Source organism: Corallincola luteus, assembly GCF_004336975.1.
In the GTDB taxonomy this organism is placed as follows: Bacteria; Pseudomonadota; Gammaproteobacteria; order Enterobacterales; family Neiellaceae; genus Corallincola; species Corallincola holothuriorum.
On the sequence record NZ_SJXE01000004.1, the window covers coordinates 1 to 24,061 of the forward strand.

At 48.4% G+C, this 24,061-nt stretch carries 17 protein-coding genes and 1 pseudogene; 13 read left to right on the forward strand and 5 right to left on the reverse strand.

Annotated features, from left to right (window positions below):
* The 4 genes and pseudogenes from EZV61_RS19440 to EZV61_RS09615 form a co-directional block, all read left to right on the forward strand.
* A pseudogene (locus tag EZV61_RS19440) lies at nt 1–330 on the forward strand (hypothetical protein); the annotation flags it as partial.
* A 469-nt stretch (nt 331–799) separates the two neighbouring features.
* Complete coding sequence (locus tag EZV61_RS09605; protein WP_131415301.1) at nt 800–1,558, forward strand: hypothetical protein; 759 nt, start codon at nt 800–802, stop codon at nt 1,556–1,558.
* Nucleotides 1,559–1,688: 130 nt separating this feature from the next.
* The gene (locus EZV61_RS09610; protein ID WP_131415303.1) at nt 1,689–2,966 is read left to right on the forward strand and encodes a hypothetical protein; all 1,278 of its coding nucleotides are present in this window, start codon (nt 1,689–1,691) and stop codon (nt 2,964–2,966) included.
* A 16-nt stretch (nt 2,967–2,982) separates the two neighbouring features.
* Nucleotides 2,983–3,324 carry a hypothetical protein gene (locus EZV61_RS09615; RefSeq protein WP_131415305.1) on the forward strand — a complete coding sequence of 114 codons (342 nt, stop codon included), beginning with the start codon at nt 2,983–2,985 and terminating at the stop codon, nt 3,322–3,324.
* A gap of 510 nt (nt 3,325–3,834) precedes the next feature.
* On the opposite strand, the gene EZV61_RS09620 is transcribed toward EZV61_RS09615, so the two are convergent.
* Together EZV61_RS09620 and EZV61_RS09625 are read right to left on the reverse strand one after the other, a co-directional pair.
* Nucleotides 3,835–5,412 carry an AbgT family transporter gene (locus EZV61_RS09620; RefSeq protein WP_131415612.1) on the reverse strand — a complete coding sequence of 526 codons (1,578 nt, stop codon included), beginning with the start codon at nt 5,410–5,412 and terminating at the stop codon, nt 3,835–3,837.
* Nucleotides 5,413–5,606: 194 nt separating this feature from the next.
* The gene (locus EZV61_RS09625; RefSeq protein WP_114336551.1) at nt 5,607–6,407 is read right to left on the reverse strand and encodes a CPBP family intramembrane glutamic endopeptidase; all 801 of its coding nucleotides are present in this window, start codon (nt 6,405–6,407) and stop codon (nt 5,607–5,609) included.
* 402 nt (nt 6,408–6,809) lie between these two features.
* On the opposite strand from EZV61_RS09625, the gene EZV61_RS09630 reads away from it, so the two are divergent.
* From EZV61_RS09630 to EZV61_RS09655, 6 genes are all read left to right on the forward strand, one after another.
* Nucleotides 6,810–7,229: a CBS domain-containing protein gene (locus EZV61_RS09630; RefSeq protein WP_114336552.1), complete on the forward strand. Its 420-nt coding sequence runs from the start codon at nt 6,810–6,812 to the stop codon at nt 7,227–7,229.
* Between the two features lie 61 nt (nt 7,230–7,290).
* A complete protein-coding gene (hrpA, locus tag EZV61_RS09635; protein ID WP_205695363.1) occupies nt 7,291–11,151 on the forward strand; it encodes an ATP-dependent RNA helicase HrpA in 3,861 nt (1,286 codons plus the stop codon).
* A complete protein-coding gene (locus EZV61_RS09640) occupies nt 11,136–11,606 on the forward strand; it encodes a GNAT family N-acetyltransferase (RefSeq protein WP_131415309.1) in 471 nt (156 codons plus the stop codon). Before hrpA ends, EZV61_RS09640 begins: the two co-directional genes overlap by 16 nt.
* A gap of 138 nt (nt 11,607–11,744) precedes the next feature.
* Nucleotides 11,745–12,464: a YebC/PmpR family DNA-binding transcriptional regulator gene (locus tag EZV61_RS09645; RefSeq protein WP_114336555.1), complete on the forward strand. Its 720-nt coding sequence runs from the start codon at nt 11,745–11,747 to the stop codon at nt 12,462–12,464.
* 202 nt (nt 12,465–12,666) lie between these two features.
* Nucleotides 12,667–13,650 (forward strand): OmpA family protein, encoded by a 984-nt coding sequence (locus EZV61_RS19655; protein WP_114336556.1) that lies wholly within the window; start codon nt 12,667–12,669, stop codon nt 13,648–13,650.
* A gap of 128 nt (nt 13,651–13,778) precedes the next feature.
* Entirely contained in the window at nt 13,779–15,230 is a 1,452-nt protein-coding gene (locus EZV61_RS09655; RefSeq protein ID WP_131415310.1) for a tetratricopeptide repeat protein, read from the forward strand.
* Here the strand turns inward: EZV61_RS09655 and EZV61_RS09660 are convergent.
* Together EZV61_RS09660 and rne are read right to left on the reverse strand one after the other, a co-directional pair.
* Complete coding sequence (locus tag EZV61_RS09660; protein WP_131415312.1) at nt 15,190–16,362, reverse strand: rhomboid family intramembrane serine protease; 1,173 nt, start codon at nt 16,360–16,362, stop codon at nt 15,190–15,192. The genes EZV61_RS09655 and EZV61_RS09660 overlap by 41 nt on opposite strands.
* A gap of 160 nt (nt 16,363–16,522) precedes the next feature.
* The gene (rne, locus tag EZV61_RS09665; RefSeq protein ID WP_131415314.1) at nt 16,523–19,468 is read right to left on the reverse strand and encodes a ribonuclease E; all 2,946 of its coding nucleotides are present in this window, start codon (nt 19,466–19,468) and stop codon (nt 16,523–16,525) included.
* 486 nt (nt 19,469–19,954) lie between these two features.
* On the opposite strand from rne, the gene rluC reads away from it, so the two are divergent.
* Both rluC and EZV61_RS09675 read left to right on the forward strand, forming a co-directional pair.
* Nucleotides 19,955–20,983 carry a 23S rRNA pseudouridine(955/2504/2580) synthase RluC gene (gene rluC / locus EZV61_RS09670; RefSeq protein WP_114336560.1) on the forward strand — a complete coding sequence of 343 codons (1,029 nt, stop codon included), beginning with the start codon at nt 19,955–19,957 and terminating at the stop codon, nt 20,981–20,983.
* Nucleotides 20,983–21,648, forward strand: coding sequence for an HAD-IA family hydrolase (locus EZV61_RS09675; protein ID WP_205695364.1), 666 nt, complete (start codon nt 20,983–20,985; stop codon nt 21,646–21,648). The genes rluC and EZV61_RS09675 overlap by 1 nt, the downstream gene beginning before the upstream one ends.
* Here EZV61_RS09675 and EZV61_RS09680 read toward each other — a convergent pair.
* Nucleotides 21,645–23,438 (reverse strand): ABC transporter ATP-binding protein, encoded by a 1,794-nt coding sequence (locus EZV61_RS09680; RefSeq protein WP_131415316.1) that lies wholly within the window; start codon nt 23,436–23,438, stop codon nt 21,645–21,647. The two genes, EZV61_RS09675 and EZV61_RS09680, sit on opposite strands and share 4 nt — an antisense overlap.
* 122 nt (nt 23,439–23,560) lie before the next feature.
* On the opposite strand from EZV61_RS09680, the gene EZV61_RS09685 reads away from it, so the two are divergent.
* Nucleotides 23,561–24,022 (forward strand): GAF domain-containing protein, encoded by a 462-nt coding sequence (locus EZV61_RS09685; RefSeq protein ID WP_170308606.1) that lies wholly within the window; start codon nt 23,561–23,563, stop codon nt 24,020–24,022.
* Nucleotides 24,023–24,061 lie beyond the last annotated feature (39 nt).

Genomic DNA, 24,061 nt, shown 5'->3' on the forward strand with positions numbered 1-24,061 from the left:
ACAGCCAAAACACCCTTACTGCAAGATTTCTCAGGCAATCACCACCAAGATAAGCCTGAGGGTATTCCGTTTAGCTTCGCTGATTACCTTGAACTGGTTGATTGGACGGGTAGGGCACAACGAAAAGACAAACGCGGCAGTATCCCGAAAGACACACCGCCTATTCTGCAACGATTAGGCTTAGATGCGGAAACCTTCATTGCTGCCATTCAAAAGCAAAACTTGTCGCGAGGTACCGTGATAGGCAACCCTGCGAGCAGAAAGCGCTACGCGCAATCCAACGCTAGAAGCAGGGTGCATGGTCCTGAGTTAACGCCATCGACCGGCTAAACCGAAACGCACCACTTTCATCAATGCATCATTCTTCATTCCCTCAAGGGGGAGGTAGGCGTGCCTTGCTTCCTGTGGTTCAGCTTGAAATCGTAAAACATCCCTTAAAAAATGGTCAATTAACAAGTCTAAGTCATGTTTCTTACTCAATGACTATTGAATTCTTAGTGCTCAAAGGTGATTCTTCATACGTAGTAGGAGATGGCTGTCCTCAAAGCTGCTCCGATTTATCTATCTAGAGATGGCTGTCCAGAAGAATCCAGAAGAATCACGTCACAGTTCAGTCCCAAAGGAAAGAGTTTGGAGTGTCTTGCCTCCTGAAGTTCAGCTTTAAATCGTAAAATATCCCCTAAAAAATAGTCAGTTAATGAGACTGAAGTCATGTTTTCCATCGAAGGGGTATTGAATCAACCCTATTCAAAGGAGATCATTGATATGGCTGTTCTACAAGCCTTGTGAGGCTATTAGCATGAATTTTTGGGAACCATTTACGAAAACTAAAAATATTAAGCGAGATAGGTTGCTGCCATTTAAAAGCTTTTGGCGATCTGATGATGCTGAGTGGAGTAAGGTAAGAACTAGTGATTGGAAAAAAATAAGAAAGGTCATCGCTGCTGGTGGCACATCCGCTAAGAGCCTTAAGAAATTTGAAAATTATTTTTTAAGAGGGGATATCGACGGCTATATTCCACCAAATGATAAGTTTTTCATGACGCCATTGACCTGTGCACAAGAGGTTTCTGATTTTTTTTATTCCGACGTTTTTGGTTTTGATGGACGTGCGACTATTATTTCTGGGTTTCTTGGCTATGCCACAAAAATGAATATAGTAGTTAGCTGGGCGGAGGAGTACGCCAGTTTCTTTCAGCAAGGGGTATTAGGTGATACCTATCGCACGTTTTATGAGGAAAGCGGAGGTCGAGTTCGCAGATTAAGCCCCTCTGCCGAGTTCAACTTTGAAGTAACGCTGAGCGAACTTTCTGTAATTATTGAAGATAACCTATATTTTGATCAAATAGTAAAATCACAAGAATATCTATTTTCGTTTGTAGAATACGCAGCGAAGAAGAAGGTGAAATCTGACCGCGTTATTAAGTTCTTAACGCAGGTGGAGAACACACTGATGGAAAAGAAAGTAGATCATAAATTATTAGACCTGTGCCAGAATATTTTGGAGCGTAAGGCGTTGTTCATGCGATGCGCTGAGGTTAAGAGTAGCGTCGATTAACGAGCTAGGGCAGGGGCATTCACTTGACGTTGTTAATTAATGGTCAGTTAACAATATCCAGATATGGCTGTCCTACAGGGGATACTACAAACCGGCCTTAAGATGACAGCGGACGAATTAAAGGATGCATATGATCCCGAATAAACAGGTTGACTTGAGTTATTATCCAGAACCACTGCGTCAACAAATGGCGGTGGTAAATGATCCTGAGTGGCAAGCACAGCGACAAGCGCTGTGGGAGCGCGACTATAGCGAAAGATTTGCCGAAAGTTACGGCCGCCGTGATTATAAGAAAATCTACAACTATTTTATGACGGGAGAAGGGCTAGGAGAATTTAAATGGGATCTTTTTTTAATTTCTTTAGATTTTTTTCCTATTATGACAATCGATTCTATTGGCTTTTTTTTAGAAAAGTCATCAAAAGATGAAGTCAGTGGATGGAATTCTAAAACCTTTATATATAGCCTTGCTTATCGCCTGATGGCAATGCAGTGGGATGGGGTTAACTATATAGCCCTAGATAATGATGAAGCGGCGTTAAAAATATTCGATTGGTTTTGGGGGGAAGAGTTTAAAGCCGTTTCTGAAATCCCTCACCCGGTCGGTCAGCAAGAACCATTAATATTTTGGGAGCATTCCCTGCCAAAATTAGCCGATTACATTTTATCAACGTTTAAAAAATACCTAGAAGGCGCGCTCGATGCACCTAAAGACTTACCCTGGTTAAAGCGGCTTTCATTTGTCAAAACGGTGTTTTCCCAATTAGATGAAACGTATTTTTCTATCGATGACTGCCAAGCGACGGGGTGTGTTGAACTTGAGATTCAACCAAAAATTTGGGCGCTATTACTTGATAACTACCATACAGCCAGTGGGGTTCTTCCTCAAAGGTTAGCCAAACTCAATCAAGAGCGCGAGCAAATTATCAGAGAGGTATTAACACCGTTACGGACGAATAAGCCGAGATTGGCGGAAACGATGGATAGTATTACTGCCGATTGTATTGCCAAAGAATCTACGGTTTATATTGCCTTCTCTTTACCTGATGAACGCGCTTCCGAGTGGCGGAACATATCAAGGGAAATATTTGTTCGAGAGTTCAAAGGAGAATATCTATCATTTTTTGACGATAAGAACATCTGGATGCCAGAGCATACGTTTCCTATTAACATTTCAGCGCTGCTTGATGTCTATGCCGCTGAAAAAAAGCCTGATTGGATGCGATTGTTAGAAGAATATCCAGAGGTTGAAAGAAGTGGCTTTCAAATAGAGAAGTCAGGAGGAAAAACTATTTTTTTGGTAAGTTTGAATACAATACATCCTGAAAGGGTTGAACTTGGGTTAAGAGACGTGTTTTCCGGCTTAGGTGTATCGGCGTTAGAAAGTTGGTATAGACTCGCCATTTAACTTAAAGGAGCCTGAAATGACGGATATTGTAAAACTGACATTTACTTGCCGAGAGCAGGATATATCACATTGGAAAGGTATTTCTGAACTGCTAGCACAGGGGAAAAGTGGCGTATTTTTGCAAGACATGTTAGACGAACTCGCCCCCAATGCTGGCGACCTATTGGAAGAGCTATTCGAAAAGGTTGGCCCAAGTGAGTTCTATGCCGAGTATTATAAACAAGATAATACGCACTTTATGATAGCGCTGTTGGCTGGCAATAACGGCGCTTTTGTCGCAAAAGAGATGCGGCGACTATTGAAAGCGTTACCTGTAACCAAAACTCGAGTCACGCAGAGTTGCGATGATGCCCTTTAAACATGTCCGCTAATTGCGAATTAGAGCAAGGTCTAAGAGGCCGAATAAAGTGCAAGGGGACATATATCCGGCGTCTTTGTGAAGGACGTTTATTCGCCTTCGCGCCATGATGTGTTCCGAATCCCGCCGCCTTATCACTGACACAGTTTCAACTTCAACTCATGTCCTTCGTCAGGCTCTTGCGAGGCCGGATGACCGTTTATCCATCAAGCTGTTGCAAATCTAGGTGTAGCTTTACTGCTGGTATACTCTCTTGTTACTCAGTTAAGCGGCATGAAATGCCTTTTTCATATCAAAATCACCGCCATGGTGGATGAGGCTCCAAGCGATACGTACCCACTTATTGGCGAGCGCGACCCCCCCATTTTTGCGTTGAGTTAGTCGCTTAGCGAGTATGAAGCCCCTGAAATCAGAATGAGGTGTTTCTTTCCCCATCTGCAAATTTCATCTGATAGCTGATCATTACCAAGTGCTGTGTAAGTGTGTGAAAGCACTTTCAGCGTCTAGAAATTAAGGCGTGTAATAGGTAGCGGCACCAGGGCCTACGGGTAACCCTATGACGAAAACCCACAAGAAGAAGAACAGGCTCCAGCCCAACATAAAGACGATGGAATAGGGCAGCATGGTGGCCACCAAGGTACCGATCCCTAGGTCTTTTTTGTAACGTGCTGCTGTCGCCATAATTAAACCAAAATAGCTCATCATTGGCGTGATCAAATTGGTTGTTGAATCACCGATACGGTAGGCCGCTTGAATAGTCTCAGGGGCATAGCCCACCAGCATCAACATGGGTACAAATATCGGCGCGGTAACCGCCCATTGCGCAGATGCAGAGCCCAACATCAGGTTGATAAAACCGCAGACCAGAATAAAGGCAAAGAACAGCATCGGTCCGGTCATGCCGATGGATTGTAATACCTCTGCGCCCATTACCGCGGTGACGGTACCAAAGTTGGTGACTTTGAAGAACGCAACGAACTGGGCGGCAAAGAAAACCAGTACGATATACATACCCATGGTGCTCATTGATTCGCTCATTGCATGGATTACGTCGCGGTCTGTTTTCATTTTGCCCACTGTACGGCCGAATACATAACCGGGAATGGCAAAGCAGATAAAGATGAAGGCGACGATCCCTTTAAGGAAGGGGGAGCCCGCGACCGCGCCGGTGTCGGGGTGACGCAGAATGCCACTCTCCGGTACGATCGTCAGTGCCAGCACAGCGCTTAGTACCAATACGGCGATACCGGCGTTTTTGAGCCCGCGCTTCTCATCGGCGGTGAGTTGATATTGGCTGGTGTCGTCTTCCTGAACTGACTCATCACCTTCGCTGGGATCCCACTTACCTAATTGCGGTTCAACTACGCGTTCTGTCACTACGGTGCCAAGCAGGGTGATCAAAAAGGTGCTTGCCATCATAAAGAACCAGTTTACTTCCGGGCCAACAACGTAGTCTGGGTCGATCATCTGTGCGGCTGATTCAGTGATCCCTGAAAGCAGTGGGTCGACCGTGCCGATCAGCAAGTTGGCGCTATAGCCGCCGGAAACACCAGCAAATGCAGCGGCTAATCCTGCCAAGGGGTGTCTGCCCAATGATTTAAAAATCATCGCCGCAAGTGGGATCATCACGACATAGCCGAGTTCTGATGCTGTATTAGAGATGATGCCTGAAAACACGATGATCACGGTCACCATACGTGGTGAGGCGCTCATTACCATTCCGCGCATTGCAGCAGAAAGCAGGCCCGCACGCTCAGCGATACCTACGCCTAGTAACGCAACTAACACAGTACCTAGGGGGGCAAAACCGGTAAAGTTCGGCACTAGACCCGTCACTATGATAGCCAGACCTTCAGCGCTCAGTAGGCTGAACACTTCTATCGTGGCACCTTCTGTACGGGGGTCAGATACGCTTAGCCCGAAGTAAGAGGCGATACCCGAGGCGACGATCACTGTGAGCGTGAGAATGGCGAACAGGGTGATCGGATGGGGCAGGAGGTTACCAAGAAACTCGACACCGTTGAGGAATCGGCTGAACAGGCCGCTTTGCGTGCCAAGTTTAGAATGTGAATTTTCAGGATTTGTCATAAAGAAGAAGCGGTCATCAGTTAATGCAAGCAATTAACATACGCATTCTCAATCTCTATCTCCAGTAGTAACGTGGAATAGGTACTAAAGGTAGTGGAATTTGCCGGTTACAGTGTAATTATCGCTGTATATACAAGCGGTGTAGTTGTTTGATTTAAATGCATTATGTTGCCGGTGGCTTTGTTAGCTGTTGTTCATTGGCTAATCTTCATTGGATAAGCTAGACAGAAGAAATGGATTAGATTGACCGTGGCGTGCACGAACATGGGGGCGACCAGATTTCTATAATAATGGTAAGCCAATGCATATCCTAACCCGGCTATGCCAGCCAGAATCACCCACTGCCAGCCCCCAGCGATATGGGCGATAGCAAAGGTGAGTACCGCCAGTACCAAACCGAAACGACCTAACTGTTTGCTTAGATAGTGTTGCAGCAGCCCACGAAACATCACCTCTTCAGCCGTGACAGTAATACCGATATTGATGAGCACAAACCAGTACCATTGCACTGGCAGTTTGAGATCCCAACCTAATACGCCCATTAGATAACCGGCGCTCGCAGTCACTAAAACAGTGGATAGGGTGATTAGGGCAATTGGCTGCCAACCAAGCTTGCTGGAGTTAGCGGAACGGGTCTGCTGTCTGTCGCGTGTTAACAGTAACGGTAATAGCACGATGGCGATCAGTAGCTTGTCGTAGTTAAACGTTAAAGAGTGCGGCACTGCTCCTGATGAGATTAACCGCTGTTGCCAAATCGGTTGGTTATAAAAGCCCGGCAGTAGATGCAACATTAAAGCGGCGCTGATCAGTAACATCGACCAGACAAATAGCGGATTGTTGCCATGACTTTGGCGGCTGAGCTGATGTGCTAAGCCTAAAAATGTTAGTGATGCTAGCAAACCATACAGGTCAATAGCCCCGAGTAGCAGTGCCGTGGTAAACAAGCCAAGCGATGCAATGAGGCTGTAATGGGTTAACGTTGGATAGTTGGCCATATTGGTGCTGTTTCGGCGTATTACGCGTGAGATCCACAGGCAAGTGAGGTATGGATTAAGCTAACCCGTCCGTACCATTCTGCCAAATATATTAACTTACCCGATCATCGTTTTAATGTTGTCTGGTTGTCTCAGGCGTTACTCCTAAGGCTTGGATTGATATGTTAAACGCGGTGATAGCGCAATATCGCCGTGGGTTATTGGCAATGAGAATTGTTAACGCATTCGTGATCTGTTCGAGGTGTTGGGGCAAAATTTGTACACCCTTGAGCTAGCGGCTGTTATAAAAGGACAAAGTAGCGATCAGGCAGCCATATTAAGACAAATAAATCAGCCTGGTCTAAGCTTGCGATAGCGCCCCAATATTTGGACAGGACGCATCGCATAGACATGGGGGAAGTTATGCAATCATTAAAAGTAAAAGATCACATGGATCGTCGACCTGTCACCTTTGAACCTGGTCAGACAGTGGCTGAGGCTGTGCAACGACTGCTCACAGCGCAGCGCATTGGTGGCCCGGTTATTGATGAACAGAAGAAGCTGGTTGGCTTTATTTCACAGCAGGATTGTTTAAGAGCTGCGGTGGAAGCTTCCTATCACTGCGAGGGCGTCGCATTGGTGAAAGAGCTGATGCGTACCGAGGTGCTGACGGTGAGTCCGGAAGACTCCATTTTGGAGTTGGCCCAGCAAATGTTGGGACAAAAGCCTAAGTTGTACCCAGTGGTTGATGATTATGGTCTTCTTATCGGCTTAATCGCTCGCCGTGACATTCTGCGCGCCTTGTCGACCCATCTCGATACATGCTTTGGTAAAGCCAGTTAAACTGAGGCTTTCACCGCCATCCCAAGCTTGGTAGGATCGCGCCACATTTTTTGATGTGGCGTTGATCGTGCAAGCTGATACTTTTCTGGACACCTTATCACTCCTTCCTAAACAAGCGCAGGCCGGTTTGCGGCGACGTTTTGAAGGCTTAAAACGCATTGACGACGGCAAGCGTCGGGAAAAGATCCAGAAATCACTTAATGCCGATCTGGAAAAGGCGATCATTCGTGCGACATGGAATGAATCGATATCATTCCCTGAAGCCTTACCTGTATCTGAGCGCAAGCAAGAGATAGCCGAAGCGATCCGTGACAATCAGGTGGTCATTGTTGCCGGTGAGACAGGCTCAGGTAAAACCACCCAGATCCCAAAGATCTGTCTCGAGCTAGGCCGCGGTATTGGTGGCATGATCGGTCACACTCAGCCCCGTCGTTTAGCGGCACGCAGCGTCGCAGATCGCATCGCTGACGAGCTGGCCACATCCCTTGGCGATGTGATTGGTTTTAAAGTCAGGTTCTCTGATCACACTCAGCCACGGACGCGGGTTAAGTTGATGACAGACGGTATTCTGCTTGCTGAGATGCAGAATGATCGCCTGTTACGGCAATACGACACGTTGATCATCGATGAAGCTCATGAACGCAGTCTAAACATCGATTTCTTGCTCGGCTATTTGCGACAACTGCTGCCTAAGCGCCCCGATCTAAAAATCATTATTACCTCTGCCACCATTGAAACTGAACGCTTCTCCAAACACTTTAACAATGCGCCAGTGATCACTGTCTCTGGCCGTACCTTTCCGGTGGAGATGCGCTATCGCCCGCTGGTTGAAGGGAAGCAGGTGGACCCGTTGCAAGGGATCTTTGATGCTGTCGATGAGCTTCAGCGGGAAGGTCAGGGCGATATTCTTATTTTCCTCAATGGCGAACGCGAGATCCGCGATACCGCAGATGCCCTAAATAGAAGGCAGCTACGAAATACGGAAGTTTTGCCGCTTTATGCTCGTCTGTCGGCGCAAGAGCAGCAACGTATCTTTAAATCGCACCGCGGGCAGCGCATTGTGTTGGCGACGAATGTTGCAGAAACATCCCTGACGGTGCCAGGGATCCGCTATGTGATTGACCCGGGCACGGCACGTATTAGTCGTTACAGCTATCGCACTAAAGTGCAACGCTTGCCTATTGAGGCGATCTCTCAGGCTAGCGCCAACCAGCGGGCAGGACGATGTGGCCGTGTTGCCGCGGGTATCTGTATTCGTCTGTATAGCGAAGAAGACTTTCTTGGTCGCGCGGAGTTCACCGATCCCGAGATCCTGCGTACGAACCTAGCCGCCGTTATCCTGCAGATGATTGCGCTTAAACTGGGGGATATTCAAGCCTTCCCATTTATGCAGCCGCCGGATCAAAAGCACATACGTGATGGTATTAAGCTGCTTGAAGAGCTGGGTGCGGTGGTTGGTACGCAACAGAAATTGACCCCTCTCGGCCGCCAGTTGGCTCGTATCCCGGTGGATCCTAAGTTAGCCCGTATGGTGGTGGCTGCTAATGACTTCGGCTGTTTGGATGAAGTACTGATTGTGGCATCGGCATTGTCGATCCAGGATCCCAGAGAACGACCTATGGATTCAAAACAAGCATCTGATGAAAAGCATCGTCGTTTCTATGATAAGGACTCTGACTTTTCAACCTTGGTTAATCTCTGGCGCTATATCAAGCAACAGCAAGAGGAACTGTCGTCAAGCCAGTTTCGTAAGCTGTGCAAGAAAGAGTTTCTTAGCTATGTGCGTGTCAGGGAGTGGCAAGATCTGCACTTTCAACTCAGGCAAAGTTGTCGCGAGTTGCATCTGACCATGAACGACACAGAAGCCAGCTATGACAACCTTCACCAAGCGTTGCTAACCGGCTTATTAAGCAGCATTGGTATGCTTGATAAGGAGCAGGAGTACCTGGGCGCACGCAATCGGCGTTTCTATCTGTTTCCCGGCAGCGCCTTAGGTAAGCAGCGTCCGAAGTGGCTGATGGCTGCAGAGCTTATGGAAACCAGTCGGTTATTTGCTCGTGTCGCCGCGAAGATCCAACCGCAGTGGGTTGAGGCTGCAGCGCAGCATTTAGTTAGCCGGACGCACAGCGAACCCCACTGGAGCAAAAAGCAGGGCAACGTGTTGGCATTTGAGCAGCAAACACTTTATGGCCTGCCTATCGTTACCAAACGTAAGGTGTTGTTTGGCCATATCGATGAAACTGAATCGCGGGCGATCTTTATACGGTCAGCGTTGGTTGAGCGTCACCTGGGTAGTAACTTAGCTTTCTATCAAAAGAATAACGCGGTAATCGACGTCATCCACAAGGAAGAGGAGAAGATCCGCCGCCGGGATCTTTTGGTGGACGACGATCAATTGTATGCGCTTTACGATGCCGACCTGCCGGCAAATATATATGCTCGTGTCACGCTGGAAAAATGGTATCGCCAAGCCGTCAAAGATAACAAACAGGTGTTAGTTTACGACCGCGAGACCTTGCTGCAGAGGCATGAAGATGATCTCAGTCAGCTTTATCCTGACCAGTGGCGTAGCGGCAATATCGACCTCAGTCTTAAATACCTGTTTGAGCCAGGAAAGAAGATCGATGGCGTCAGTGCCGAGATCCCGGTGGCCGTGCTAAATCAGGTTGACGAGCATACCTTTGCCTGGGGCGTGCCTGCGCATCGTGAAGCATTACTGGTGGCGCTAATTAAGTCACTACCGAAACCGATACGGCGCAACTTTGTGCCTGCCCCCAATTATGCCAAACGGGTGTTAGATGAAGCGGTACCAGAAGATGAGTCGCCGCTTGAAGCGTTGACGCGGGTATTGCGACGCGCAAGCGGAATAACGATACCTGATGAAGCATGGAACTGGGATTTGGTGCCCGATCACCTGAAACTCAATTTTAGGGTGGTTAATGAACAGGGGCAGGCGCTGGCCGAAGGGGAAGATCTCGACGATTTAAAAGCGAGCCTGCAGGACCATGTGCAGCAGACGCTTAGCGATGCCGCGGATGATGCTATTGAGCAAAGTGGTTGTGTGACGTGGGTGTTTGATACCTTACCTGAAGAATACGTGCAGCAAAAACGTGGTTATGAGGTGCGTGCTTTTCCGGCGATCGTTGATGAAAATGACTCAGTAGCTGTGAAACTGTTTGATAATAAATCAGCAGCTGACGAAGCGATGGCTAACGGCGTGCGGCGCCTGCTATTAATGAACGTGCCATCACCGATTAAATATCTTCGTGACGGCTTACCCAATAAAGCCAAGTTGGCGATGCATTACAATCGCTTTGGCAAGGTACAACAGCTGGTTGAAGATTGTATTAATGGCGCGGTAGACAGTTTGGTTGCGGATCCTGTTACTGTGCGCAGCGAAGAGACGTTTAAGCGCTTACTAGAAACAGTTAAAGCTGAACTCGCTGACACCACCATGGCTGTGGCGTTACAGGTTGAGAAAGTTCTAACATTGGCTAATCAGCTGCAAAAACAGCTTAAGGGCAAGATGAGCCTGGAAACTGTGCGTTCTCAGGCGGATGTAAAGGCCCAACTTGAAGCGTTGGTTTACCCTGGGTTTGTCGCTGATACCGGGGTGACGCATTTGCAAGAGTTACCCAGATACCTGCAAGCAGTGGTCAAACGTTTAGAGAAGATGCAGGTTGACCCGCAACGGGATCGGTTGCATCAAGTCACCCTGGATAAGGTGCAAAATGCGTTTGATCTGGTGCAACAAAAAGCACAAAAAAAACCAGGGTTACGCAGTGAAATGGAACGCCTGCGTTGGATGCTTCAGGAGCTTCGTGTCTCGTTATTCCATCAGCAGCTGGGGACGCCATATCCGATATCGGAAAAACGTGTCATGCAGGCGATCGATGAGGTGAAGCGGTGTCATCAGTTGTAATTTCTGCTATCGCGGCTTCCCATACTTATCCTCTTAGAAGCGCGGTATTACGAACAGGCTTACCTGTTTCTACCTGCATCTTTGCCGGCGATGATGAAGCGACAACCTACCACTATGGTGCTTTTGTTGCGCAGCAGTTGGTGGGTATTGTATCGATCTATCGGGTCGACAACGAAGAGTTAACGGCACAGCAAGCCGATTTCAGTTGGCAGTTGCGCGCCATGGCTACGCATCCTCAAGTGCGTGGCCTAGGTGTTGGTAAGGCTCTGGTGCAACATGCACTGGCGCAGCATGGCAGCAGCGCGCCGCTTTGGTGTAACGCCAGAAGTCATGCCTGTGGCTTCTACCAGAAGCTTGGATTTGCGGGTATCGGCGCGTCGTTTGAAATTCCAGGGGTTGGTCCACATCTAAAAATGATGTTTGTAGAGCACAGCAGTGGCTCGGCTATTGATTGATTGTTGTGCCACTTTGATGGCGTTAAGATCAAAATTTGGTGAATTGTTGTAAGGCCTGACTGGTATTTGTAAGGGAGAGGGCGCTAAACTCGCTCCCCATATTCTGGTCGCCACTAAATACAGAGAGAATTAAGTACTATGGGAAGAGCGTATCAAAACCGTAAGGATTCGATGGCAAAAACGGCTGCGGCTAAAACGAAAGTTTATTCGAAGTACGGCAAAGAGCTTTATGTTGTTGGCAAAAATGGCGGCACGGACCCGGATACCAATCTCACCTTACGTCGCTTGATCGAAAAGGCAAAGAAAGATCAGGTGCCTGCCCACGTCATCGAGCGCGCCCTAGATAAAGCCAATGGTGCGGGTGGCGAAGACTACGTGACAGCGCGTTATGAAGGTTTTGGTCCAGGCGGTTGCATGGTGATTGTTGATTGTTTAACAGACAACGGCAAACGCACTTTTTCTGATGTACGTAACTGTTTCACAAAAAACGACGCTAAGTTAGGTTCACCGGGCGCCGTTGCCCACATGTTTGATCATCTGGCGGTATTTATCTTCGCTGGTGAAGATGAAGAAGCGGTGTTGGAAACATTGATGATGGCTGATGTCGATGTCACCGATATTGAAGCTGACGATGGCAAGATCACTGTTTTTGCCCCTGCAGCCGAATTCTATAAGGTGAAGTCGGCGCTGTTGGAAGCGGATGAAGCGCTTGAGTTTGAGGTTGACGAGATCAGTTTCGTGCCGCAAACCGCGTGCCCTGTCAGCGGAGAGGATGCCGAGGTATTCGATAAATTTCTAGCGATGCTGGAAGATTGTGATGACGTACAAGAGGTGTATCACAACGCTGAACTGGCTTAGCCTTACCTCTCTGACATAATAAGTAAGGGCGCCTGCTGGCGCCCTTACTTATTCTCCTGTTCTTCCTTGCTTCATTAACCTTTTATGACACCAAGCCCTAACTTTGTAACACTCGGCAAAAAGTCATCTATGCTATTGATAGTTGCGCGTTTGTCTTGATCGCGGACGGCACTTTTCTAATTGACTTGATGGGGAAATGTAGATGTTGAAAAGGATTGGGGAAAGAGTGTTGATTGTCACGGGTCTCATGGTCGGGCTGGTGGCTGGTTCTGTCGCCGAGGATGGCCCGATTGACGCAGCAGAGGCTTATGTTCTTGGCGCCGATGGCATGGTTGTATTGTCGGGCACTGGCGCTTGTGTACGCCACAGCGGTTGGAGTGAAGAAAAGGCCAAGGTAGTTGGCTGTGACGGTTACGCACTTAGCACCGATGTTGAGTTTGTTAAAGGTGAAGGTGATGGCTTGATCACCGGCTTATCACTGCCACAGGCGGAACTGTTTGCATTTGACAGCGCAGAGATGGGGGAAGAGGGTAAGGCCTATCTGTTGAGTCGAAAGGCTGAATTGTCAGAGGATTTCAACGGCGTCTACTCAGTAACCGTCATTGGTCATACCGATAGTACCGGCGACGAGACTTATAACCAGGATTTATCACTGCGCCGTGCCAATGCCGTCGGTGACTATCTTAAGTCGATAGGTGTACCGGAAGGGCGTTTGAATACCCTTGGTCGTGGCGAAAACGATCCTTTGGTTACGAATGATACCGTTGAAGGTCGTGCCCAAAACCGTCGTGTTGAAGTTTTTGTAGTGGGTGAACTGCGCGCGTTGGATCGACTAGTATTCCCAAGTATCGCTTTGTTTGAACGGCGCAAAGGTGAACTGACAGGTGAGGGTGTTGGCCTCATGCGAACTCACATAGAAGAGGCTAGGGAGTTACTGCGTAGCGCAGCCTTTATTGAGATCGTTGGTCATACGGATGATGTGGGTGACGATGATTACAATATGGCTCTCTCTGTTGAGCGCGCAGAATCTGTCGGGCTCTATCTTATTGAAGCTGGTGTTGATTCGTCCAAAATTGTGATGCGTGGTGCAGGTGAAACAATGCCTGTCGCAACTAACGCCACAGAACCAGGAAAAGCACAAAATCGTCGTGTAGAGGTACTCATCTTCGGACGAGGTCGCTTCTAATTCGTAAGTTGTATCATTCAGTGAAGGTTGAGCGGGAACATGTTGCGCTCAACCTTCATTTACTCCCTCATTAAATCATCGTATCCTAATCTTTTAGTTTTAATTTCCCGTATTCCTGAGGTTCAAGGATGAGTAGTTGTAGTTATCATGCCGATAAACAAGGTAGTTGGCATTGTCCTTCCTGTATTAAAAGCTTTTGTACAACCTGTTTTCCTGGTGGTGAAAAGAACTTTGATGGTACGTCTGCGCGCTGCCCGCTTTGTCGTAGTGAACTGACATTCAGCGTTGAAGATGAGGATTTGCCGCCGTTTTGGCGTATCAGCTGGCAGTTTTTCCGTTATCCGTTGCAGTTGCAGCCGATGATCCTACTCGGGCTACTGTTCCTGGTGACACAGATAGCGATGTCCGATCTCTCTGCTACTGTCACGGAGCAAGCTGGACAGTTGGTGGTTGGCGGCGTGTTAGCGCTGGCGCTGTTTATTATGGTTATTCATTATGGCCTAGCGATTATCGCAGCGTTATCTGAAGAGCAGTGGCAGGCGCCAAAGCTGTTTGATAGTGAAAGCAATATCTTGCTCACTTTTAAACTACTGGTTGCGCTGTTTGTGATGTACTTTTTTGCGGGCCTCCTGTCTATGGTCTCGCACTCTTTAGCCGTTATTGCTTCTGTGTTGGTGACACTATCGATACCCGCTGTCACTATGGTTATTGCCCTTACGCATAGTTTACGCGATGCCACGAATCCGGCGATCCTTGCTAGGGTGATGGTACGTATTGGCTGGAGCTACTTATTGCTTTGGTTTGCCTACACGGCAGTGTCGAACGGTGGTACTGCGTTGGTTTGGCTATTTGAGGGGACTGAATCTATCAAGTTTCTTGTCACTCTCTTGGTGGTGGGTAGCGCGTATTTTTCACTCGTTGCGTATGCCATGATGGGATACACACTCTTCGTTAATCGTAATAAATTGGGGCTAGGCAACGCAGAGCAGCAGGGGGTGTCGTTGGAGCCTGCTGAATACGACTGCCAACGTGTGCTTGGTTACTCCCATCTATTGTTGTTTGAAGGCCGCAAAAAACAAGCATTTGAAATGGTTAAAGATGGTTTGCGTCGGTATCCAAATGAGATGCGCTTAAGAGAGCGTATGCACCGTTTGTTGATGTTGAGTGAACAAACGGAGCTGCTTGATAAACATTCTCAACGCTACCTAGCCCTGTTGCATGAAAAAGGCAACATCGGTGCCGCAGCCAGAACATTGGATGAAGTGATCACTAAGATCCCGGGTTTTGAGCCTGAGCCAGAACTACGCTATGCCATCGCTAATATCTATTTTCAGCAGGGGCGCTTTGATAAAGCGGAAGCATTGATCGGTGAACCTGAATCTTGGCCAGCAAGTTATACAGATCGCGCCGGGCTCTATCTGTTACTTGCAAAAGCGGGATTAGAGAGCGGTAGACCGCTGCAAAGCGTTGCCGAATTTGCGGCGACCGCAGGTAAGTTAGCAACACCGGCAAGCCAACAGCAGTTGGAAGCGCAGCAACTTAATCAGATGGCGCTGAAGATGGCTGAGCATTCAAAATAGTGCGGATTGCTGCAGCCTCGGCGTTATGGGCTGCAGAGGCTGTTCTGAGTAGAGGCAAGAGTGAAGCGTGTGTGTTGGTTGCAACATCTGTCGACCATAGATTTGAGTTGACCAGTTCGGTGACGACATGACTTGCTGGTTTATGGTCGTTATGTATTAGAAGCGTGTGAACCAGATCTATACGCTCTTTTGCTGTCCATAGATGGCTGTCGCCGAGCAGTACAGATTGATGTTCCTGCCATATTGGGTACGCCCAACCAAATCCTACAGAGGCATCACTTTGAAAAGCTAAAAGCAGTCGGTAAAGCGCTACTACTTGTGCTTCACTGACGCGCTTTGCGAGGGTGAACGCGTAATACCATAATCCTTCATAAGTAGGTTGTTCTTTTAATTGCTGACGGCAAACAGCCAAAGCTTCAACCAACCTCAGCTCGTTTTCTAGCTTGATTGCCTTTGCCGATATCGTTAATGGTGCGGCGCTCGCTTCAATGTCGCTTTGGTTAATACTTGATTGCACGCGCCGATGAAATAATCCGCACCAGCTACCGATGATATAGAAAGCGGTACCCGACATAAGCCCAAAGGCGTGTGCCATATATGCGACATTATCATCACTAAGAGCGGCACTTAGTAGCTCATAGCCAAGCCAAACAGGCAGCAGAACCAACGCCGGTGCGCGGAAGCTAGTAACGATAGGACCCAAAACGGCAAAGTACTCACGCCGGCGCCATCCATAAACCGCCAAATAGACTCCCATCAGTCCTGATATCGCCCCTGAAGCCCCAACCAATGGTGTACTGCTGTCTGTGTGGAGCAGCGCAAATCCCCATCCGCTGCATACGCCAGTAAAGAGATAAAGAGTGAAAAAATTTAAGGCGCCTAAGTGCTTTTCCAAAGCGCTGCCGAATATCAGCAGAAACAATAGATTTCCCAGTAGGTGAAGCCAGTCGCCGTGGAGATATTGATGAGTAACCAATTGAAACCACTCCATCTGGCTAGGTATTAGCGCATATTTGGTAATCGTGGCATCTGTTTCAGTTGAAAACACGGCGAAGCAAAGAAAGGCGATGGCGATCGTCACAAAGGGTGGTTGGTGCCAGTCAAGCTTATCTTCCGTTGGGACAATCAACATAGTCTTATCTTAATGTCGTTCAATAGTGCGTGTGTTGAGTGAGGTACGTATTTAACTCAACCTAAATATAAAGGATCTAGTGAATCACTAGGCTGTACGCCATCAGTGGAAATTAAAAAGCCGTGCTAAATAGCACGGCTTTTTGCTTTGGCAACGGCCCTTAGATTGCAGGTTTGGTTGGACCTGCTGTAGCCTGATCTTTGGCTTTTAACGTCGATACGCCTTGACTGCCGCCGGCACCTTGGCCGAAACGGCGCTCAATAATCGAGGCATCCACACCTGATAATGTCGCAGGTGTCGGCTTCGCCATTTGACTAGATACCGCAGTTGCGTAGCGACTGACTGGAGTGGTAGAAACGACAATATCATCGGCTGATTTAGCGTCGGAGCTAACTGGCTCTGCTGCTGCCTCAACTACCACAGGCGTGTCACTTGCGACCACTTGCTCTGTGGCTTCCACTTCTGGCTCAATCGCTGACTCGACTACTTCGCTAGCTTTGTCATCAGAGGCAACCGATGCCACTTCAGCGGCTTTTTCAACAACAGGATCTGTTGTTACGTCAGATCCTTGCTGTGCCTCAACCTCTACGCTAGTCGATTCGACCTGCTCAGTGACTTCCGGCTCAGAGACCTCGATCGAAACTTCACTGTCAGTCGCTGTAGTCTCTTTGACTGGCACTTCTTCAGGAGCTGCTGCGGTAACGTCAACGGTTTCAGCTGCTGTATGCTCTTCGCTCGCAACGTTCGCCTTAGTTTCAATAGAAGCTGTCTGTTCAACAGTCGCAGGTGCGTCTTGGGTGTTGTCGGCACTGCTTTCTACTACTGGCGTCTCGTTAGCGGCTACTTTAGCAACTTGCTCGGCAGCAACTTCAGGATAACGGGCGCCTACCGGATCTTCAGAGACCTGCTCAGCAACAGGAGCGAGTTCTGGTAACTGCTCTTTCTTGCTTGGCACTGGTGTGGCTTCTGAACTTACACGAACCTTCTTACGTAAGTTACGGCGCTGACGACGCTTTGCGACCTGCTCCTGTTTTTGTGTTGCAGGTTTAGCTGTGCTTTCGCTCTTATCAGTAGTCACTGAATCAGTGGTCGACTGTTGTGCGCCTTCAACACGGTTTTGCTGCTTTCTACCACGATTGCGGCGACGTTCGTTCTTTTGCGGCTTATCTTCCGATGCGCCACGGCTATCTTTGGCTGTTACAGCTGGCTTTGTGTCATCACTCTTCTTGCGCTCATTTCGCGGCTGGCGACGACTGTTATCGCGCTCGTTATTACGGCGGCGACTGCTGTTTTTGCCACGGGATTGCTGACGCCCTCTGTCACCATGGGGGCGCTTACTCTTATTGCTCTTTTTCTTTGGCTTAGCGCCGAACAGAGAGGCAATAGCAGCAATAATAACGGCGATGATGCCGGGGTTCTTGTCCTTTGCCTTTTTAGCGTTGGCCTTTGCTTTTTGCGGTTGTGCTTTTGTCTTTGTGACTGTTTCGGTCGGTGCGGGTGCACTCGCTGCTGGTGTTGTAAACCCTTGCAGCACAGGCTGTGCGCGGGTGGCTACTTCGCCAACGGTAGCCGAAACTGTCGGCTCCGGCTGTTCAGCCGGCATAATCATCGCGTAGCTCGAATCTTCTTGAATATCGTCTTTACGTAAACGAGTCACCTGATATTTGGGTGTCTCCATATGCTGGTTTGGAATGATGATCACGCCAACACGGTTACGTTTTTCAATACCCCTGATCGCAGCACGTTTTTCGTTGAGTAAATAAGTTCCGACTTCTACAGGTACCTGGGCATGTAACTGCGCGGTATTTTCCTTGATCGCTTCCTCTTCGATGAGACGAAGCACAGACAGTGCAATGGATTCCACACCACGAATGCTACCGGCGCCATCACAGCGAGGACAGACATTTTGGCTTGATTCACCCAGTGATGGGCGCAGTCGCTGGCGTGACATCTCTAACAGGCCGAAACGGCTAATACGACCTAGTTGAATTCTTGCTCTGTCTTGGCGAACGGCGTCACGAAGACGGTTTTCTACTGCGCGCTGGTTACGTACAGGAGACATATCGATAAAGTCGATAACGACTAAGCCACCCACATCCCGCAGGCGCAACTGGCGAGCAATCTCGTCAGCAGCTTCCAGGTTGGTATTGACTGCTGTTTCTTCAATATCGCTACCTTTGGTCGCTTTAGCCGAGTTGATATCGATAGACGTCAATGCTTCTGTCGGATCGATAACAATAGAGCCACCAGAAGGTAATTTAACTTCACGTTGAAACGCTGATTCGATCTGGCTTTCAATTTGGTAGTGAGAGAACAGCGGTACTTCACCGGAATAAAGCTTCACTCGTTGTACGAAGTCGGGACGCACTTGCGAGATGTGTGCTTTTCCTTGCTCGTAAACGTGTGGGTTATCAATAATCACTTCGCCAATATCGCGACGCAGATAATCACGGATAGCGCGAACGATGACATTGCCTTCCTGATGGATAAGGGCAGGGGCTTTAGTGGCTTTGGCCGCTTCGTCAATGCGCGTCCAATGGTTAAGCAGGTTAGTTAAATCATACTTTAACTCTTCCGCTGACTTACCAACGCCGGCAGTACGTACGATGAGGCCCATACCGTTAGGCACATCAAGTTCGCTAAGTGCCGCTTTCAGCTCAGAGCGCTCATCACCTTCAATACGGCGAGAGATACCACCTGCTCTAGGGTTATTTGGCATAAGTACCAGATAAGAGCCTGCCAAACTGACAAAGGTCGTCAGTGCAGCACCTTTATTACCGCGTTCCTCTTTGTCGACCTGGATGAGTACTTCCTGGCCTTCTTTGATGATCTCGCGAATATTAGGGCGGCCTTGGAACTCATAACCTTTAGGGAAATAGCTACGAGCAATCTCTTTTAGAGGCAGGAAACCGTGGCGTTCAGCACCATAGTTTACAAAAGCAGCTTCAAGACTAGGTTCTACGCGGGTAATTGTACCTTTGTAGATATTGGCTTTTTTCTGTTCTTGATTTGGATTTTCAATATCTAAGTCGTACAGCTTTTGACCGTCGACAAGTGCAACGCGGAGTTCTTCTTCCTGCGTTGCATTAATAAGCATTCTTTTCATGCGTGTGGCTCAACTTCTCATATATTGTAGCCACAGCCCATTACGCCGATTATGACGTGCGCTGGTATTACGCCGGTCCCTTGCAACCTCCCGGTTGTATGACACAGTGCTTGCCGACTCATGGTCGGCTCCAATTTTTAAAACCGCTGCTCTATATTCAGGGAAGCAACGATCAGGAATAGGTTCCAGTAGCTCGCAAATCGTCCAGCATAATGCGCTATGGCGTCTCTTAAAGGACGAAACTTTTCTTTGGCAGAGCACAGAGGCGTAATCCGACGAGGTAGGTTGGTTCCGCCCGGAACGAATACAAATGGGCGATAAATTCATGGAACCAAGCTTAACGTGCGGCTAAATTACGCGATATGATGCCTAAGCGTTGCCTGCTTGCCGGTTGTTTTTGGGCGTTAATCAGGCGAACGTCGACGAACTATAGCAACCCCACTTGGAACAGGCAATCTTAAACGCTTTCTGATAGACTCTCGCGCCATGACACAGAGCACAGATTTACCACGTCCCCAGGTCCAAAAAGTGGTCATCACCGATGATCATGTGGGCCAACGTATAGACAATTATCTCCGCCTAAAACTTAAGGGCACACCAAAGAGTCTGATCTACAGGATCATCAGAAAAGGTGAGGTTCGTGTTAATGGCAAACGGATAAAAGCTGAGTATAAACTGACATCGGGCGATGAAGTTCGTATCCCGCCGGTGCGCGTTGCTGAAAGAGAAACGCCCGATATTTCGGCCAAACTGGATCAGGTTGCTAAGTTAGAGCAATGCATCTTGTATGAAGATGACTGGCTACTGGCGATCAATAAACCATCAGGTATTGCTGTTCATGGCGGCAGCGGTTTGAAATTTGGCGTTATTGAGGCATTGCGTGCGTTACGCCCTGATGCCAGATATTTGGAACTTGTTCACCGTATTGACAGGGAAACGTCCGGCATTTTGTTAGTCGCTAAGAAGCGATCAGCGTTACGTGCGTTACACCGTCAACTGCAAGACAAAACGGTGCAGAAAAATTACCTCGCCTTGGTAAAGGGACGTTGGCCGGAACGTCGAAAAGTGTGTGACTATCCGCTGCAAAAAAATGAGCTGCAAAGCGGCGAACGGGTGGTCAGAGTGAACCCCGACGGGAAGCCTTCTGAAACACGAATTAAGATCCTTAAACGCTTAAAGGGCGCCACCTTGATTCAGGCAAGCCCTGTGACTGGTCGTACTCATCAGATACGCGTTCATACGGCAGCCGCTGGTCATCCTATTGCCTGTGACCCTAAGTATGGTAGTGAGCCCTTTACCAAGGCGATGTCTGAACTTGGTTGCTCACGTTTGTTTCTCCATGCGGCCGAGATTCGCTTTGCTCACCCCAAAGATGAAACCACACTGTTTATAGAAGCGCCGTTAGACGCCCCCTTATTAAAGGTAGTGGAGCGTATTGGCGTAGAGGAACACGCCCCGCAAATACCACGTGAACCATCCCGTAAACGGGCAAATCAACGTAGGAAAGCGAAATAGTGGTTGGAAAGTTTGATCTGATCGTTTTTGACTGGGACGGCACGTTGATGGACTCAACGGCGCGTATCGTATCCAGTTTACAGAAAGCGTCTGCGCTAAGTGGATTGCCTGTGCCGTCAGACGAGGCTGCGGCAGGCATTATCGGTTTGAGCCTCGATCAAGCATTTACAGAGTTATTTAGGCCTGCGTCCATCACAGCGCAACAGCGTGGCGAATTGATGGACCACTATCGACAACAATTTGTTGTCGATAATCCTCAACCCATGCCCATGTTTGCTGGTTCTTCCGCTCTGCTGGCGTTACTTCAGCGCAATCAAAAGCAGCTTGCTGTCGCCACAGGTAAATCGCGGAAAGGCTTAGACCGAGTGTTGGAAGATACTGGGGTAGGGCAATATTTTCACGCTACTATTTGTGCTGATGAAGCGGAGTCAAAGCCTCACCCCGACATGTTGCACCGACTCATGGCTATCTTTAATGTTAAGCCAGAGAAGACCTTGATGATTGGCGATACAGACTATGATCTGCAGATGGCGGAAAATGCAGGCGCAAAAAGCATCGGGGTAACTTATGGGGCTCAACCAAAGGAGCGCTTGCTGCCATTTTCGAGCTTAGCATTGGTTGATTCGGTGGCCGAACTCAGAGATTGCCTGCTGCAACCCTGCTAAGTATCTTCGCCGCCATATAAGGTCCGGTACACGCCTTCGGCACTGATTAACTCATGGTGGCGCCCCGACTGACAGATCTGTCCATCTTCAAATACATAGATAGTATCGGCTTGTTTAACCGCACTCAGGCGATGGGCGATGACAATTGTTGTACGCTGCTGAAGGAAGCTTTTTAGATTGCTATGAACTTTAGCTTCGGTTTCTGTATCGAGTGCAGATGTCGCTTCATCTAAAATCACAATGGCAGGGTTACGCAATACCATGCGGGCTATGGCTATACGCTGACGCTGACCACCGGAAAGTCTGACCCCCCGCGTGCCGATAGGTGTATCCAGGTTTAATTCCATCTCGGCTACGAAATCGGCGAGCTCGGCAACCTTAAGTGCGTCCCAGCAGGCATCAGAAGAGTAATGCTCCCCCATGCATAGGTTATTACGGATGCTGTCATTAAATAGCGTAGGGTGTTGCAGGACGGTGGCAATATTTTCACGCAAGGCGTCGGGGGCTATGTCGGATATTTCGCAGCCGCCATAGCTAATACTGCCACTGCTCTTGGGATAAAGCGCGAGTAGCAGTTGGATCAGGGTTGATTTTCCGCCGCCACTGGCACCAACAATAGCGATCTTTTCGCCGGCAGCAATGTCCAAATTGATACCGCGTAGGATCTCTCTGTCGTCTTCATAGTTAAAGGTAAGCCCCTTCACGTTGATAGCAACGGGCTCTCCTTTTGTAAACGGATCTGCGTTACCGTTTTGCTCGGGAATAGTTGGGTAAGTAAAGATCTTGTTGAGTCGCTGCAGGGCACCGTTAGCGCTATAGAAGGCGACCTGCATACCGAGTAACTCATTGACCGGTGTCATCATGAACCATAAGTAGCCAAACACGGCAAATATCTGGCCCACCGTGAGGTCAGAGAAAACTACCATCAACATGGCAACCGCCCTGAACAGCTCAAAACCAATGAGAAAAACAAGAAAGCTTAGCTTGCCCGCCGCTTCACTCTTCCATCCAAATTCAATTGCCCGATGTTTGACGTTACCAGCACGCTCGGCGATGCGCTTGAGGTAATGCTTTTCTCTATTCGCCGTGCGTATCTCATGAATCGCATCCAGCGTCTCTACCAGTGACTGCTGAAACAGCTCGATGGCGGAGTTTTCATCCTTTTTTAGTTCTTTAACTTTGCTTCCCAGTATCTTAGAAAAATAGATAACGATCGGGTTACACAGCAAGATGAAAAGACCAAGGCGCCAATCGATCAACAGAAGGATCACCGCCGTACCGAGTATCGTCAGGCCGCTAATAATGAGTTTGCTTAGGGTTTCACCTACAAACCGATCAATGGTGTCGACATCGGTGATTAGGTGGGAGCTAAGGCCACCACTACCGATGGTTTCATAGCCCTTTAAAGAGATCTGTTGTATTTGCTGCAGCAGGCGTTGCCGGAGCTTTAGGGTCAAACTTTTCGATATGATGGTGAATTGGCGACTTTGTAACACACTCAGTAGTACGCTACTGATCCGCAGCGCCACGGTGAGCAAGAATATTAAACTGATATAAACCGTCGCATTTTGCCAACCAGTTGGCAGCAGCATATTGAGGGTATCTAGTGTGCTTCCCGGGTTATTTAGCAGTACTTCATCAACCATTAATGGCATAAGCAGAGGCACTGGGACGCTTAACGCAGTTGCCAGAATGGCAACGACATTAGCGATTAGTAAAGGGCGCTTAAAACCGCGGATCTCATTGCTTATCCACTGCCAACTTAGCAGGCGGGGTTGTCTATCTTTCATCCAGTTATCGAATTATTTACGTTAAAAATGCATTAATAAGGCGCGAGAGGTTAGCATGTCCATTCCCATTGCCCAAAAAATCGGGTAGTTTTGTCCGGCTAGCGATGTAACATGGCGGAATTATGAGCAAACAAGAATTTTACCGGGAGCTTCAGCTGCAGGCTGCGGCATTAATCGAAGGTGAAACGGATCATATAGCGGTGTTGGCTAATTTGTCTGCGTTGATATGGCAGCGCTTGCCAGACATCAACTGGGCTGGTTTTTACTTCGCCAAGGGCGAAGAGCTTGTGCTGGGGCCGTTTCAAGGCAAACCAGCCTGTTATCGAATCCCTTTTAATCGAGGTGTTTGTGGTGCTGCAGCGCGTGAGCGGCGAGTTATCCGTGTCGACGACGTGGAACAGTTTGAAAGTCATATAGCATGTGATGCAGCCAGTAATTCTGAGCTGGTTGTACCTATTTACTTAAATGGGGCGGTATTTGCGGTGCTGGATATAGATAGCCCACACCTTGCCCGATTTGATCTAGAAGATGAAAAAGGCTTGAGCGTTTTTGCCGATATTATTGAGAGCGCACTCTCTCAGTAGTGAGACAGACAAACGCAAATAAGGACCTAACGGAAAAGT

Bases quoted from the DNA above. Each gene is read 5' to 3' on its own strand.
- EZV61_RS09605 (WP_131415301.1), top strand. From the start codon at position 800: ATGAATTTTTGGGAACCATTTACGAAAACTAAAAATATTAAGCGAGAT.
- EZV61_RS09610 (WP_131415303.1), top strand. From the start codon at position 1,689: ATGATCCCGAATAAACAGGTTGACTTGAGTTATTATCCAGAACCACTG.
- EZV61_RS09615 (WP_131415305.1), top strand. From the start codon at position 2,983: ATGACGGATATTGTAAAACTGACATTTACTTGCCGAGAGCAGGATATA.
- EZV61_RS09620 (WP_131415612.1), bottom strand. From the start codon at position 5,412: ATGACAAATCCTGAAAATTCACATTCTAAACTTGGCACGCAAAGCGGC.
- EZV61_RS09625 (WP_114336551.1), bottom strand. From the start codon at position 6,407: ATGGCCAACTATCCAACGTTAACCCATTACAGCCTCATTGCATCGCTT.
- EZV61_RS09630 (WP_114336552.1), top strand. From the start codon at position 6,810: ATGCAATCATTAAAAGTAAAAGATCACATGGATCGTCGACCTGTCACC.
- EZV61_RS09645 (WP_114336555.1), top strand. From the start codon at position 11,745: ATGGGAAGAGCGTATCAAAACCGTAAGGATTCGATGGCAAAAACGGCT.
- EZV61_RS19655 (WP_114336556.1), top strand. From the start codon at position 12,667: ATGTTGAAAAGGATTGGGGAAAGAGTGTTGATTGTCACGGGTCTCATG.
- EZV61_RS09655 (WP_131415310.1), top strand. From the start codon at position 13,779: ATGAGTAGTTGTAGTTATCATGCCGATAAACAAGGTAGTTGGCATTGT.
- EZV61_RS09660 (WP_131415312.1), bottom strand. From the start codon at position 16,362: ATGTTGATTGTCCCAACGGAAGATAAGCTTGACTGGCACCAACCACCC.
- rne (WP_131415314.1), bottom strand. From the start codon at position 19,468: ATGAAAAGAATGCTTATTAATGCAACGCAGGAAGAAGAACTCCGCGTT.
- rluC (WP_114336560.1), top strand. From the start codon at position 19,955: ATGACACAGAGCACAGATTTACCACGTCCCCAGGTCCAAAAAGTGGTC.
- EZV61_RS09680 (WP_131415316.1), bottom strand. From the start codon at position 23,438: ATGAAAGATAGACAACCCCGCCTGCTAAGTTGGCAGTGGATAAGCAAT.
- EZV61_RS09685 (WP_170308606.1), top strand. From the start codon at position 23,561: ATGAGCAAACAAGAATTTTACCGGGAGCTTCAGCTGCAGGCTGCGGCA.